Source organism: Rhizobium giardinii bv. giardinii H152 (genome assembly GCF_000379605.1).
Classification (GTDB): domain Bacteria; phylum Pseudomonadota; class Alphaproteobacteria; order Rhizobiales; family Rhizobiaceae; genus Pararhizobium; species Pararhizobium giardinii.
This window is the reverse complement of record NZ_KB902679.1, coordinates 1-14917: the sequence shown is the minus strand read 5'-3', so window position 1 is coordinate 14917 and position 14917 is coordinate 1. Positions and strand designations below refer to the sequence as shown.

At 60.4% G+C, this 14917-nt stretch carries 13 protein-coding genes and 1 tRNA gene; 8 read left to right on the top strand and 6 right to left on the bottom strand.

Annotation, left to right across the window (positions count from 1 at the left end; all coding sequences use genetic code 11):
- Positions 1-7: 7 nt before the first annotated feature.
- Positions 8-478, bottom strand: a complete 471-nt coding sequence (locus A3AY_RS0115355) for an Lrp/AsnC family transcriptional regulator (RefSeq protein ID WP_018326539.1) — start codon at positions 476-478, stop codon at positions 8-10.
- Between the two features lie 369 nt (positions 479-847).
- Between A3AY_RS0115355 and A3AY_RS0115350 the strand changes: the two genes are divergently transcribed.
- From A3AY_RS0115350 to A3AY_RS0115315, 8 genes are all read left to right on the top strand, one after another.
- On the top strand, positions 848-1627 hold the full coding sequence (locus tag A3AY_RS0115350) for an ABC transporter ATP-binding protein (RefSeq protein WP_026203474.1): 780 nt from the start codon (positions 848-850) through the stop codon (positions 1625-1627).
- 46 nt (positions 1628-1673) lie between these two features.
- Positions 1674-2444: a transporter substrate-binding domain-containing protein gene (locus A3AY_RS0115345; protein WP_018326537.1), complete on the top strand. Its 771-nt coding sequence runs from the start codon at positions 1674-1676 to the stop codon at positions 2442-2444.
- Between the two features lie 116 nt (positions 2445-2560).
- On the top strand, positions 2561-3283 hold the full coding sequence (locus A3AY_RS0115340) for an ABC transporter permease (protein ID WP_018326536.1): 723 nt from the start codon (positions 2561-2563) through the stop codon (positions 3281-3283).
- Between the two features lie 10 nt (positions 3284-3293).
- The gene (locus tag A3AY_RS0115335; protein WP_018326535.1) at positions 3294-3983 is read left to right on the top strand and encodes an ABC transporter permease; all 690 of its coding nucleotides are present in this window, start codon (positions 3294-3296) and stop codon (positions 3981-3983) included.
- Between the two features lie 135 nt (positions 3984-4118).
- On the top strand, positions 4119-5402 hold the full coding sequence (locus A3AY_RS0115330; RefSeq protein ID WP_018326534.1) for a trans-sulfuration enzyme family protein: 1284 nt from the start codon (positions 4119-4121) through the stop codon (positions 5400-5402).
- A 230-nt stretch (positions 5403-5632) separates the two neighbouring features.
- Complete coding sequence (locus A3AY_RS0115325) at positions 5633-6541, top strand: homocysteine S-methyltransferase family protein (RefSeq protein ID WP_018326533.1); 909 nt, start codon at positions 5633-5635, stop codon at positions 6539-6541.
- Positions 6542-7015: 474 nt separating this feature from the next.
- The gene (locus tag A3AY_RS0115320; protein WP_018326532.1) at positions 7016-7216 is read left to right on the top strand and encodes a hypothetical protein; all 201 of its coding nucleotides are present in this window, start codon (positions 7016-7018) and stop codon (positions 7214-7216) included.
- A gap of 26 nt (positions 7217-7242) precedes the next feature.
- Positions 7243-7842 carry an RBBP9/YdeN family alpha/beta hydrolase gene (locus tag A3AY_RS0115315; protein ID WP_040668834.1) on the top strand — a complete coding sequence of 200 codons (600 nt, stop codon included), beginning with the start codon at positions 7243-7245 and terminating at the stop codon, positions 7840-7842.
- 11 nt (positions 7843-7853) lie between these two features.
- On the opposite strand, the gene A3AY_RS0115310 is transcribed toward A3AY_RS0115315, so the two are convergent.
- From A3AY_RS0115310 to A3AY_RS0115290, 5 genes are all read right to left on the bottom strand, one after another.
- Positions 7854-9755, bottom strand: a complete 1902-nt coding sequence (locus A3AY_RS0115310; RefSeq protein WP_026203473.1) for a potassium transporter Kup — start codon at positions 9753-9755, stop codon at positions 7854-7856.
- A 257-nt stretch (positions 9756-10012) separates the two neighbouring features.
- Positions 10013-12400, bottom strand: coding sequence for an aldehyde dehydrogenase family protein (locus tag A3AY_RS0115305; RefSeq protein WP_018326529.1), 2388 nt, complete (start codon positions 12398-12400; stop codon positions 10013-10015).
- Positions 12401-12405: 5 nt separating this feature from the next.
- Positions 12406-13371 (bottom strand): deoxyribose-phosphate aldolase, encoded by a 966-nt coding sequence (deoC, locus tag A3AY_RS0115300; protein WP_051108357.1) that lies wholly within the window; start codon positions 13369-13371, stop codon positions 12406-12408.
- Positions 13372-13558: 187 nt separating this feature from the next.
- Positions 13559-14287, bottom strand: a complete 729-nt coding sequence (locus A3AY_RS0115295) for a DeoR family transcriptional regulator (protein WP_018326527.1) — start codon at positions 14285-14287, stop codon at positions 13559-13561.
- Between the two features lie 415 nt (positions 14288-14702).
- A tRNA-Met gene (locus A3AY_RS0115290) sits at positions 14703-14779 on the bottom strand.
- Between the last annotated feature and the right edge of the window lie 138 nt (positions 14780-14917).

The following is a 14917-nucleotide window of genomic DNA, read 5'->3' as shown; positions in this document are numbered from 1 at the left end:
TCGAACCTCAGGACTGTGTCGGAACGAACATGCCCAGCTTTACGGATTTGAGGACGACATTCGTGTGGATTCGCTTGATCTGCGGGTTCTGCGACATGATCTGCGCGGTGATTTCATCATATTGGCCAACGTCCTGCGCCGTAATTATCGCGACAAGGTCCACTGAACCTGTCACGTAATAGACCTGCTGGATATGGTCCTGCTTATCGACCCAGGTGCGGAATTTCGCCAGCGCATCGTAGTTCTCGCGCTCGATCTCCATTCCCGCGATGAACGTCATCGGATTTCCGGCAACCTTTCGATCGACGACTGCGATTTCCGCCGAGATGATCCCCTCTTCTCGCATTCGCTTCAGGCGGCGTTGCACGGCGGACGCAGAAAGGCCGATCATCTCGCCGACCGCTTCCGCTTTCATCTGACAATCGCGCTGCACAATGTCGAGGATGTTTCGGTCGAATTGGTCCAGTGGTTCCGTCATCTGCCTCTCGCCTATTGTGGATAAACCCTGAAACCGAAATGATTCAAGGGAAGGACTGTGCACGGTTTCCACGTGCAGTGATTTGCCGCAGCCTATCCTAGATCAGCGCGGCGATTCGTCAAAAATCGAACGATGCGCGCATCCTCCCCGCACTTCTGCATCGCTTTAAGGGAAACTGCCGAGGTCGTGCCGTTCTACTCAGCCAAAGGTCCGTCATGCCGGACGTTGTTGCCGACTCTCCGCGCCTGGAAGGCGCTTGCGCGCAAATTCCGCGTTGTGCATACCAATTGCGCGGGAATGCCGCGCATGAGCGCACGATAATATCGGCCCAAAGGCAACGCAAAAAAATGCAAATGGGGAACGTGAGGCATGACGAGACTGGCTCCTCCCGCCTTACTCGTGGACGATGTTCACAAGAGTTATGGGATCCACGAGGTCCTGAAAGGCATATCGCTATCGGCCGCGAAGGGCGACGTCATCTCGCTCATCGGATCGTCGGGCTCCGGCAAGAGCACGTTCCTGCGATGCATCAACTTCCTAGAGATTCCGGATCGCGGCCGCTTCGTCTTCAACGGCGAAGACGTCTTGCTGAAGTCCGGTCAAGGCGGGCGCGCGTATCCGGCCAGTTGGCGGCAGATCGAACGGATTCGGACCGGCCTTGCCATGGTGTTCCAAAGCTTCAACCTCTGGCCCCACATGACCGTGCTAGAAAATGTCATCGAGGCTCCGGTTTACGTCCAGAAAATGAACCGCAAGGAGGCGATCGAGCGGGCCGAAGGGCTGCTTGCCAAGGTCGGCCTCTACGAGAAGCGCCACGTCTATCCGGCTTTCATGTCGGGCGGCCAGCAGCAGCGCGCATCGATCGCGCGCGCCCTATGCGTCGACCCTGCGGTGATGCTGCTCGACGAACCCACGTCGGCGCTCGATCCGGAACTTGTCGGCGAGGTGCTCAAGGTCATTCGCGATCTGGCGGAAGAGGGGCGGACGATGCTGCTCGTCACCCACGAGATGAAGTTCGCCCGCGACGTCTCCAATCACGTGATGTTCCTGCATCAGGGGCGCGTCGAGGAGGAAGGACCGCCGGCTCAGGTCTTCGGTGCACCGATCAGCGCCCGCTGCCGCGAATTCACGGGCGCGCTCGACAATTGATCATTCAACCGCGCCCATTCTGCCCAAACTGAAAAAGGGGAAATACATGAAATTGCTGTCTATCCTGCTGGCCGGCGCCGCGCTTTCGGTTTCAAGCGCCGCAGCCAATGCCGAAGTCCGCTTCGGCGTCATGAACGAAGCCTATCCGCCCTTCTTCACCAAGGACGCCTCCGGCAAGTGGGTCGGCTGGGAAATCGAGTTGATGGATGCCGTCTGCGCCGAGATGAAGGAGACGTGCTCCATCGTCGACATGTCCTGGGATGGTCTCATTCCCGGTCTCGAGGCGAAAAAATTCGACGTCATCTGGTCGTCGATGTCGATCACCGACGAGCGCAAGAAGACCATCGACTTCACCGGCAAATACTACAACACGCCGAGCAAGCTGATCGGCGCCAAGGATGGCGAGACCGGCGCATCGCCCGACGACGTCGCCGGCAAGACCATCGGCATCCAGGTTTCGACCATCCAGTCCGACTACTACAAGAAATACTTTGCCGACAAGGCATCGGAAAACACCTACACGACGCTGGATGAAGCGTTTCAGGACCTTTCCGCCGGCCGGATCGACTATGTCTTCGGCGATTCCATTCCGTTGTCGGAATTTCTCAAATCCGACTTCGGCAAGGACTGCTGCGAGGACAAGGGCAATGTGAAGGACGATCCGGCAATTCTGGGGTCCGGTATTGGCGGCGGATTGCGTAAAGACGATCACGCGCTGCTTGAAAAACTCAATGCGGCCATCGCGGCAGTCCGCGCGAATGGCAAATATGCCGAAATCTCCAAGAAGTACTTCGACTTCGATCCCTATGGCGAATGATTGACGGAAACGGCGCATGCGGCTTCGTCATGCGCCGTTTCCCCACTGCGGGCTGAGCCGAACCGCGCGGCCGCCCTTTGCAGATGCGCCGCAGCTTCCCGACACCAAGGTACGTCATGTCATCCACCCAATCCATGCTGGAACTGCTGTCGCCCTACCCGCCGGGTTGGGGTGGCGTTCTTCTCAGCGGAGCACTTTCGACGGTCATGATATCGCTGGGAGCCTATCTTGTCGGCGTGCTGATCGGCCTTCTCGGGGCAACCGGCAAGTTGAAGGGCAACCGACCGGTTCTCTTCGTTCTCGATGTCTATACGACGGCGGTCCGCGCCATTCCCGAACTGATCCTGATCATCGGTCTCTATTACGCCGGCACTGATGGCCTGAACCGCATTCTGCTTAGCCTTGGCCTTCCAGCCATCGAGATAAACGGCTTCGTCGCGGCCATTGCAGTGCTCGGTATCGTCCAGGGTGCCTATATGACGGAGGTCCTGCGCGGCGCCATCCTCGCCATTCCGGTCGGCCAGATCGAAGCTGCCAGCGCGTTTGGGATGCGGCCATTTCTACGGTTTCGCCGCATCGTGCTGCCGGCTTTGATGCCGAATGCGCTCCCCGGCCTTGCCAATCTCTGGATGTCCGTCACCAAGGACAGCGCGCTGATCGCGGTCGTCGGCTATCAGGAACTGGCGCTCGCGACGCGCCTCGCAGCCGGCAACACCAAGCACTACTTTCTGTTCTTCCTTGCCGCCGCCGCCCTCTATCTCGTCATTACGCTGCTTTCCAACGTCGTTTTCGGCCTGCTGGAGAGCCGCTTCCGGCGCGGACAACCGAAAACCGCATGAGGATTGGCCGGTGAACTTTTCGTGGATTTTCTCCTACTGGCCGCTGCTTGCAGCGGGCGCAGTTCAGACCGTGCTGCTTCTGGTCATTTCCGTCGGTTTCGGCTTCATCCTGGCGATCGGCCTCGCCCTGGCGCAGGTCAGCGGCCCGCGCTGGCTCAAATGGCTTACCCGGGGCTATTGCACCTGCCTGCGTGGAACGCCGCTTCTGATCCAGTTGTGGCTGCTCTACTACGGCGTCGGGTCGCTGCTGCCGCTCGTTCCGGGCCTGCGCGGCAGCTTCCTCTGGCCGATCGTACGCGAAGGCTTCTTCTTCGCGGCGCTGAGTTTCACCCTCAACTATGCCGCCTACGAAGCGGAAGTACTGCGCGGCGCGCTCCTGGCCGTCCCCAAGGGTGAACTCGAAGCGGGCCGATCCTTCGGCATGTCCTCCTGGACGCTGCTGAGGCGGATCTGGCTGCCGCGCGCCGTCCGCATTGCACTGCCGACGATTGCCGGCGAGGTCGTGCTGCAGCTAAAGGCAACGCCGCTCGCCTTCACCGTCACCGTGATGGACCTCTATGCCGTGGCGTACAAGGTCAGGCAGGACACGCTGCTGGTCTACGAGCCGCTGATGGTCGTTACGGTCTTTTACGTCTTGCTGACGCTTCTCATTACCCGCGCCTTCAAGCTGGTCGAGGCGCAGGTCCCGGCGCGACGCTAGTATCGCTTCTCCGCGCCGGCGCGCGACAGGCCCGTCTGGCGCCGCTTATCGGCATATTCCGAGCGATTGAGCGGTCACAAACATGCGGGCCGGACTAGAGTTCCACACCTCACTGCATTTCAGGAAAGGTCTTCCATGTCCCCGAGCGTATCGTCCTCCCTCGCGGCAGCGGATCGCCCAAGCGGCGCGGTTCCGCTGCGCCCATCCTGCGGAGCCAATCGTGTGCTGCGCCGCGAAACACTGGCGCTCGATGGCGGTCTGGTCATCGACGCGGCGACTAAAGCCATCGCCCCCAACATCTCGATGTCGGTCAACAACATCCTTACGCCCGGTGACGGAGCCTTTTCGGCTGAAGGCGTCGCGGACCTCACCGCCCTGCCCTTTCTCTATGCCCGCTGGACCAATCCGACCGTTCGACAGCTTGAGCAGCGCATGGCGGCACTCGAGGGCGCCGACGATGCGCTCGCAACCGCAACCGGTGTCGCAGCGATTGCCGCCACGTTCCTGACCTTTCTCAAGAAGGGCGATCATCTGATCGTCAGCGACGTCTGCTACGCCGGCGCCAATGAACTCGCGCGGCGAATATTGCCGGATTACGGCATCGAGGTGACTGCCGTGAACATGTCGCGCCTCGGCGAACTGGCGGCGGCCTTCCGGCCCAACACGCGGCTGGTCCATTGTGAAAGCCCCTGCAACCCGATCCTGCGGCTGACCGATCTTGCCGCGGTGGCGACGCTGGCACATCGACATGGTGCCTTGGTTTCGGTCGATTCGACCCTTGCCACACCGGTCGCAACCCGGCCGCTGGCGCTCGGTGTCGATCTGGTCATCCATTCGCTGACCAAGTTCATCAATGGCCACGGCGATGCGCTCGGCGGTATCGTTTGCGGTTGCAAAGACCTGGTCGAGAAAATTCGCTCCCGCGCCGGCGTCTATCTTGGCGCAACCCTGTCGGCACAGAATGCCTGGCTGGTCATGCGCGGTATCGATACGCTGTTTCCACGGCTGCGGACCGTGTCCGATTCCGCCCTGCGGATCGCGCGCTTCCTCGGCGATCACCCCGGCGTCACATCGGTCACCTATCCCGGGCTGGAAACCCACCCGCAGCACGATCTGGCGAAACGCCAGATGGACGTCTTCGGCGGGCTGCTGACGTTCCAGACCGAAAATCCGCAGATGATGGCGGTCCGTCTCGCCAGCAAGCTTCGGGTTGCGCATTACGCCTTTTCGCTCGGCCACCAGCGCAGCATCGTCGTTCTTCTCGATACGGCCGAAATGATGCACTCCACCTATCGTCTTGAAGGGGCGCAACTGGCGGACTACCGGACCTTCGCCGGAGACGGCGTGTTCCGGCTCTCCGTCGGCCTCGAATCGGTCGACGACCTTGTCGAGGATCTGGACCAGGCGCTGAGCGCATGATGCCTTGCCGACAGCAACCGCGAGAGACGCCGCTCGCAGCGTCGACGATCGCGGCCATGATGTTCGGCTACCGTGGCGACCGGAGGCGCGGCGGCGACGTCGCCCACGCGCGAGGCGTCCTGCGAGCAAAGATGCCACATTCCCCGACGTCCGCGACACGCTGACCGCCTTTGCGCTGCGATCGATGATCCGGCGCTGACCGAACTGTTCTGACTTGGAGTTGTTACCTGATGAGCAAAACACGTATTTTGGACGGCGGAATGAGCCGGGAACTGATCCGCCTTGGCGCCGAGTTGCGGCAACCGGAATGGTCCGCCCTGGCGCTGATGGAAACCCCGCATATCGTCCGGCAGGTCCATGCGGACTTCATCGATGCCGGCGCGGATGTCATCACCACCAACAGTTATGCGCTGGTGCCGTTCCACATCGGCGAAGAGCGTTTTCGCTCCGAGGGACCGGCGCTGATAGCGTTGGCGGGGAAGCTTGCACGCGAGGCTGCCGATGCACAGGCCGGCCGCCAGGTCCTGGTTGCCGGCTCGCTGCCGCCGATTTTCGGCTCCTACGAGCCGGAGCGCTTCGACCCCGCACGCGCCGGTGAATACCTGAACGTCCTCGTCGAGGGACTGGCGCCTCATGTCGATGTCTGGTTGGGGGAAACGCTGAGCCTGATCGCCGAAGGCGATGCCGTGCGCGCCGCCGTTGCTGCGCTCGGCAAACCATTCTGGATTTCCTTCACGCTTGAGGACGGCGATGAGGCCTTTTCGCTTGACGAACCAAGGCTGAGATCCGGCGAAACCGTTGCAGCAGCCGCCGCCTGGGTAGCCGGTTCAGGCGCGCAGGCGCTTCTGTTCAACTGCAGCCGGCCCGAGGTCATGCGACGCGCCGTTGAAACCGCATCCGCCGTGTTTCAACGGAAGGGCGTGACTATCGATATCGGCGTCTACGCCAATGCGTTCGAAGCCGAGGAGAGCGACGGCGGCGCAAACGAAACCCTTCATGGCACACGCGATGACTTGACGGACGACCGCTACTCGCTTTTCGCCTGCGAGTGGGTCGAGGCCGGCGCCACCATCGTCGGCGGCTGCTGTGGCATCGGCGCCAAGCACATTCACAAGCTTGCGCATAGCCTTAACGGCTAGGAGCCGCTTGCCGCTGCCGGGCAAGTCCGGACATGGGGCTGTCTCCGCACTCTTGAGCTTGGCCCGCGTCTACGAGAATCCATAACGATGGCCCCCAAATCCGGCCGCTCTACGGCCGGATGTTCGTCCGGGCAGACGGTTGCTGCCAGAGATAACATTCCGGGCAATCGCCTTACGGGTCGACCAAGGTGCGACGATTGTCCGGTGGCTGCTGCGCGGCTCTGGCCCTGAACACATCTGGGCAATCAGCGCCGGTCGCGACCCCATGCTGATTGCGATAGCCCGCTCGCGATGAGTCGGCCGTTCGCTCTCGGTCGGCCAGAGCGTTTTTTCCAGCCAACGGCCAATTTTTTCTGCAATCGTCGGTGCGCCTAGTTCGCCGTTGCTTTAGTCTATCATTTTTATGGGCAATTATGTTGTCTCATTTCCTCGACAGCGAGGATGGGACTTTCACCCCTTTGGAATGAGGACACAATGAGCTTGCTTAGCCATTTTGACCGACTGCAAACAATGAGAGACCAGATGGAGGAAAGGCTCGATCTTGATGAGGCGGGCATTTCGGGAAGTGGTCGCATGGATTACCGGAGGCGGCGTGACCTGCGCGACCGGATAGCCGAGATCTCGGAAGAAATCTTCGCATTGGAACAGCGGTCTCGCTGCTCCTTGCAGTACTGACACCGTCGCGGTCGAGGACAGCCCGGATGACGCTCACCTTAATCTTACCTGGCTTGAATGGATCCGGCGAGGGGCACTGGCAGCAGTTCTGGCTCAAGGACGATGCCGAAAGCCGTCTGGTCGAGCAGGATGATTGGCAATCCCCGAGGGTTGAGGTCTGGCTGGAGCGCCTGGAAGAGGTTCTTGTCCGGGAGGGGCCGGCCTACATTGTCGCTCACAGCCTTGGCTGCCTGCTCGCCGCCAAATGCGCAGATAGGCCCTCCGCGCGGCTGATCAAAGGTGCTCTGCTCGTTGCTCCCTGTGACCTGTCGACCACCGAAAAGCTTCATCCCGGCGCCATCCATTTTGGGCGGATGCCGACCCGGACACTTCCATTTCCAACCATCACCGTTGGAAGCTTGAACGATATCTACATGCCTCTCGAAAGCCTGTCGCTGTATTGCCGCCTCTGGAAGACCGAGGCCAGAAACCTTGGACAGGCCGGGCATATCAATATTGCAAGCGGCTTCGGCAGGTGGACGGGCGGCTACGGATTGCTGTCCTTGTTGAAAAGGAAAGCGAGAACGTACCGCTATTCTGATCGCACCTCACTCCAGGGCGGCGAGGCATTTTTGACTTGGCCTTAATGGCTTGACTGTCAGATGGCGACTTGTTCGCCGATCTCGACGACCCGATTGGCAGGGAGGCTGAAATAGGCCGAGGGGTCGATTCCCAGTCCTGAAAGCGCGATGTAGAGCTTGTCCTGCCAGCCCGGCAATCCCGAATTCGCCTTGCTGACCAAGGTTCGCCGTCCAAGGTAAAACGATGTCTGCATGATTTCGAATTTGAGGCCGGCTTTCTTGCACAGCGCGAGCGCCTTCGAGACGTTCGGTTCATCCATGAAGCCGAAGTAAACTTCAATCCGCGCGAAGCGCTCCGACAACTTCGTAATTGTCACGCGGTTGGCGTCGGCCACATAGGGCTGTTCCGTGGTCTTGACCGTCAGGATGATGTTCTTTTCATGAAGCACATGGTTGTGCTTGATGTTGTGCAAGAGGACCGCCGGGGCCTTGTCCCCGACACTGGTGAGGAAAACGGCGGTTCCAGGCACCCGCACCGGCGCATGCTCCGAATCCTTTTCAATCGAGCGAATGAAGGCATCGAGCGGAATGTCGTTCCGGGCCGTCTTCTCGCGCAGCAGTTGGGATCCCCGCGTCCAGGTCCACATGATCAGCATGATCGCGATCGCCAGCAGAATCGGTACCCAGCCGCCATCGTGAACCTTGAGAAGGTTGGCGCCAAGGAAGACGGTTTCCAGGAGGAGCAAAGGCACGAGTGTCACCCCGGCCATGATTGCCGACCATCCCCAAACCGAACGGAGGAACTGAAACGCCATCAGGGTCGTGACGACCATCGCGCCGGTGACCGAGATCCCGTATGCGGTCGCAAGCGATTCCGAGTCACCGAAGGTGAAGATCAGAACCAGCACGCCGACGAACAACAGGGTGTTCACCGCCGGCACGTAGATCTGCCCGGTGTTGGTCTCGGACGTGAATGCAATCAGCAGGCGTGGAAGGAAACCGAGATGCACCGCTTGCCGCGCCAGAGAAAAAGCGCCGGTGATGACGGCCTGGCTGGCGATGATTGTGGCGGCGGTAGCAAGCAGGACGATCGGCAGAAGTGCCCAGTCCGGATACATCAGGTAGAATGGGTCTGTGGCGGCTTCTGGATGCGCCAGCACAAACGCACCCTGGCCAAGGTAGTTCAGGGCCAGCGACGGAAAAACGAGCGTGAACCAGGCGACCTGAATCGGCTTTCTGCCGAAATGACCGAGATCTGCATAGAGCGCCTCGGCGCCGGTCACGGTGAGGAAAACGGCGCCAAGTACGATGAGGCCGACAAACCCCGCATGGGTGATGAACCAAATGGCGTTCACCGGGTTGAAGGCCTGGAGAATGGTGAAGTCGTCGCCGATATGCAGAAGACCGCCCCAGGCCATGGCAAGAAACCAAAGCGCAGTAATCGGTCCAAAGAAATTCGAAACGGCCGCGGTGCCACGCGACTGAACAGCAAACAGCAGGACCATGATGATGGCCGAGATCGGCAGCACGTAGCTTTCAAGGGCGGGCGTGACGAGCTTCAGCCCTTCGACGGCAGACATTACCGATAGCGCCGGCGTTATCATTGCGTCGCCGATGAAGAGCGCTGCGCCAATAAGACCGGCGAAGAACAGCACCGGCATATATCGACCAGTCTTCTTCATCAGCAGCGCCAGCAGCGACAATGTTCCGCCCTCGCCGTCATTGTCGGCGCGCAACAGAAACAGGACGTATTTGAAGGTGACGATGATCGTCAGCGTCCACACCATCAGCGAGATCAGGCCAACGATTTCTGCCTGGGTCACGCCGTCGTGGGAGAAAGGTCTGAGCGCCTCTCGGAAGGCATAAAGCGGACTGGTGCCGATATCACCATAGACCACCCCGATGGAGCCAAGCAGAAGGACGAGGAATTTCCGTGTACTAGCCGGTTCGACCGTGACATTGTCTGCAGGCGAGCTCATTTGGCCTCCGGCCTTGAATGCCTCTGCGAGGCGGATGCCTGGATATATGGACGAGAGCCGGCCGTGCCGCAACTCCTCTTCGGCAGGTCATCCAACGCCGGCGGCTCGCAAAAGCACGGATTTTTGAGCCTTGGTCTGCTGCGCGACCTGATATTCGCCGTCCGTCAACGACGCCGATCTGGATCGCCTTAAAAATTGCGTGCGCTCACGCCTTTCACAGCGGTTCTCCTCCCGCCCAGGTGAGCAAGCAGTATCCCTTATTCTCCGTAGGGGATCCAGATATTCTTCACGTCCACGGCGCGGCGAAGGTATAGCGCCCCTTCTGCCGCAGCCCTGTCCATCCAGTCCGTCGCCTTGCCATTGTCCACGAACGTGCGTTTCAGATTGCCCGAAGACAGCTTCTCCACCATCGCCGAAAGCTCGGTGGAGCCGAAGGCCCACACCGCATCGACATCATTGTGTGCAGCGAGGGTCTTTGCCAGTTCGATTGCCGAGCCGGTCACGATGTTGACGACACCGGCAGGCAGGTCCGACGTTTCCAGAATCGAGTAAAAATCCGTCGCCGACAGCGGATAGGGCTCGCTCGGCACGACAACGACACGATTGCCGGTGGCAATCAGCGGCGCAACCAGACTGACAAGGCCGAGCAGCGGCGCTTCCGGCGGGCAAATGACGCCAACCACCCCAATGGCTTCCGGCATGGCCAGGGCCACACCGCGGAGTGGTGGCTGGTGAACGACGCCTTCATATTTGTCCGCCCAGGCCGCATAGGTGAAGAGACGCGAAATCGCGGCGTCAATCTCGGCTTTTGCACTGGCTGCGGACGCTCCGGTCATCGCGGTTATCCGTGCGGCGAACTCGTCGGCGCGGCCGCTGAGGTTTTCGGCGATGTAATACAGAATTTGAGCGCGGTTGTGGGCGGTAGCATTCGACCAGGCGGTCGCGGCTCGAGCGGCAACCACGGCATTGCGGATGTCCTTGCGGTTGCCCTCGCCGACTTCGCCGATCGCCTTGCCCTTGGGTGAGGCGATGACACGGGAATAATTGCCGTCCGGCCGCGCCTGCTTGCCGCCGATGAAGAGCTTTGCCGTCCGGTCAATGGTGGACAGGGTAAAATCGCCGGCAGCCGGCTTAACTGGCGAAGGAGCAGGGGTTGCAGGGCGCGCCTTGCGGCCGATCCAGGCCTTCGGCTTCAGATATTCGTAGCAACCTTCCCGTCCGCCTTCCCGGCCGAAACCGGATTCGCGCTTGCCACCAAAACCGACGGCGGCGTCGAATAGATTGGTAGCGTTCACCCAGACCACGCCTGCTGCGAGCTTCGCAGCAACGTTCAGCGCCAGGCCGATCGTCTCGCTCCAGAGGCTCGCGGCGAGGCCGTAGCGCGTGTGATTGGCAAGCTGGATCGCCTCTTCCGGCGTACGGAAAGTCATGGAGACCGCAACCGGCCCGAAGATTTCCTCAGTCGCCACGATCGATGTCGGCTGCACGCCGCTGAGAAGCGTCGGCGGATAGAAGCTGCCGCCCTTCGGCATATCGATCTTGGCTTGATGCAGCGTCGCGCCTTCTGACACTCCCTTATTCACCAGTGCTTCGATGCGCGTCAATTGCACCGGTGCGATGATCGCACCCATGTCGATGCACTTGTCCAGAGGCTGACCGACCCGCAATGTCTGCATGCGGCGCTTCAACCGCTCATGAAAAATGTCGGCAATTCCTTCATGCACCAGAAGTCGCGAACCCGCGCAGCAGACCTGCCCCTGATTGAACCAGATCGCATCGACGACCCCTTCCACGGCGCCGTCGATGTCGGCGTCGTCAAAAACGATGAAAGGTGACTTGCCGCCGAGTTCCAAGGTCAAGGATTTGCCGCTGCCCGCCGTGCGCTCGCGAATGACGCGTCCGACCTCGGTCGATCCGGTAAAGGCGATCTTGTCGATATCCTCGTGCCCGACAAGCAGCGCTCCTGTTTCGCCGTCTCCCGTGACGATGTTGAGCACGCCCGGCGGAAGACCCGCCGCGGAAGCGAGTTCGGCAAAGAGAAGGGCCGTCAGTGACGTGAATTCGGCAGGTTTCAGAACGACGGCATTGCCGAGCGCCAGAGCAGGCGCCACTTTCCAGGCCAGCATCAGGAACGGGAAATTCCACGGAATGATCTGGCCGACGACGCCCACCGGCACATGATCGGCAAATTCCGTGTCCTGGATCTGCGCCCATCCGGCATGATGATAGAAGTGACGGGCCGCCAGCGGCACGTCGAGATCGCGGGTTTCGCGGATCGGTTTGCCATTGTCGATCGCCTCGACCACAGCAATCAGGCGCGCATGACGCTGGATCATCCGGGCAAGCGCATAGAGATGGCGCGCGCGCGCATGGCCCGGCAGTCGCGCCCATGACACCTGTGCCTTGCGAGCCGCGGCAACCGCGTTGTCGACATCCTCGGCGCCGCCCGTCGCGAGCTTCGCAAGGACCTTGCCGGTGGCTGGTTCGAACGTGTCGAAGCTCCTGGCCGACGCGGAAGCCACGAACGCCCCATTGATGAAGTGGCCGAAACCGGAAGTGTGGCGCGCCAGCCATTCGCGAGCTTCCGTGTCGGCTTCAGGTGCAGGCCCGTAGGACATTTCGTCGAAATACTTGGCAACGGTCATCTGGATCATCCAATCGGGTGTCTGTTGAGGGCAGAATAGGCACCGGTGACGTGGTGCTCCAGCTGCCGCTCGATATCCGCAAGCAGGCTTGATGCCCCGATACGGAAGAGGTCGGGCTCCAGCCACTCGCGGCCCAGTTCGTCCTTCATCAGGAACTGGTAGTTCAACACGTCCTTCGCCGCGGAAATGCCGCCGGCCGGCTTGTAGCCGATCTTGATGCCGGTGCGCTCCTGATAGGCGCGGATCGCCCGCAGCATCGTCAATGTCACGGCCAGCGTCGCGTTGACGCCTTCCTTGCCGGTCGATGTCTTGATGAAATCGGCGCCTGCCATCATGCAAACGAGCGAGGCCTTGGTGACATTGCGCAAGGTCTTCAGGTCGCCGGTCGCCAGAATTGCCTTGACATGGGCATCGCCGCAGGCGGCGCGATAGTCCCTCATTTCCTCGTAAAGCGCTGTCCAATTGCCGGTCAGCACGTGCTCACGGGTGATGACGATGTCGATTTCCTTGGCGCCGTCGGCAACCGATGCTTCGATTTCCTTGACCTTGAGATGGTGCGGGCTGAGACCGGCCGGGAACCCTGTCGAAACCGCAGCAACCGGAATGCCGGAATCTCCGAGCGCCTCGACGGCGGTGGCAACAAAACGATGGTAGACGCAGATGGCGCCGGTGGTGATCGAATGGCCGCTCATGCCGAGGGAATCCAGAATGTCGGCGCGGATGGGGTTCATCGCCTTGGCGCACAACCGCTTGACACGCTCGGCCGTGTCGTCGCCGTTCAGCGTCGTCAGATCGATGCAGGTAACTGCCTTCAGCAGCCAGGCCGCCTGCGCGTCCTTCTTGACCGTGCGACGGCCGGGCAAGGTCGCGACGCGGCGCTCGGTCGCCGACAGATTGACGCGTGAATCCAGCACCCAGGAGAGATCCAGCGGCATGCCTGGATTGCGCACCGCGGCATGGTTCGACAGCATGGGGGACGCTTCGTCACCGGCCAACCTGCGCAGCCCGCTTTCTCGTTCCACTTGATTATCCTCCCCCGTGCTGGGCGGTGTTACACCATCGGCTTGCTTGTTATTTTCATAACATTATTTTGTGACATTTCCACCATACCGAGGCGGCGTCAAGTTTGATTCTTGCCAGCAAATGGAAAAAAGGCAATCACTCCGGGAAGTGTTTGATTCCATCTTCGGTGATGACCGCATCGAAGGACTGCAGATCGCTGAAGAAAGCGGGCTTGAGCTTGCCGATCTTGCTGCTGTCGACAAGGAGAATGGTCTTCTGGGCCCGGGACATGGCTTTCCGCTTGATTTCCGCCTCGTGGAAATGCGCGCATGTCGCGCCGCGGCGGCTGTCGACGCCTGCGGCGGAGAGAAACGCGACATTGATGCCGAGGGCATCAAGCGTTTCCAGCCCTGCGGAACCGGAAAAAGACGCCGAAGCCGAATGATAAAGCCCGCCCAGCATGACGAGGCGAACGTTCGGCTTGCGGGTCAGCCGCTCGGCTATGTTGAGGGCGTAACAGATCGCGGTGAGGTGATAGTGATCGGGAAGAAGGTCAACAAGATATGGCACCGTCGTGCCGCAATCGAAGAAGATCGTGTCGTCGTCGTGGATGTATTCAACAGCGTGGGCGCAAGCTTGCCTCTTTGCCGCGGCATGACTGTCCGCGGCTCTGGATAGTTCATAGGGATTGTCGTTCTCCACATCCGAGGCAGGCACGATATGGCCGCCGAAAAACGCGAACTGATCGGCGTTGGCGCTCACATCCCGACGAACGGTCATCTCGGAAACGCCGAGTATCTGGGCCGCCGTCTTGATATGGAGGATGCGGTGCTGTGACAGGGCATCAGACAGCACCGCAATGCGTTGTCCTTTTCGAGGGTTCATTCGATCCTCCCCTTTCCCCTTTTTCCGAGGAATATCGTTTTGATGCGATTTTAACAAGTGGCCATTGCAAGGACCACAATCCTGGAACCGCGCCGACATTCCTGTCTCGTATATCGCAATGATGCAACACTGTTGGTTTGTGTTGCTGGCCACTCTCCGGGAGGGCCTGCGCTACAGGCGCTGACCCAGGGCACAACCGTTTCACAGCGCCCCAGCCAGGGAGGGGCATAGCACCAGCAAATCCGGCCTGAAGCTGGCGCCAAACCATCAGAGAGCTATCAAAAGCCGGACCGCTCATCGGGGATCTTGTGGCAAATTCGTGCCTCCCCCAAGGGGAGACCCTGTAAATTCTAAGCTCAGAAACAGAAAAACCCTTGTGCGTGAGGGCACAAGGGTCGGGTATTTTGGGAATTTTTGGTTGCGGGGGCAGGATTTGAACCTGCGGCCTTCAGGTTATGAGCCTGACGAGCTACCGGGCTGCTCCACCCCGCGTTATCTCCGCATTCGGCTTTAGCCGAATGTCGGTATTACCAGCGCAATCCGTTAGGATTGTCGCGTCCGCATTCGGCTTTGCCGAATGTCCAGCGTTTTGCGTGAGCAAAATCGCCACTATTACCAGCGTTTTGCGTG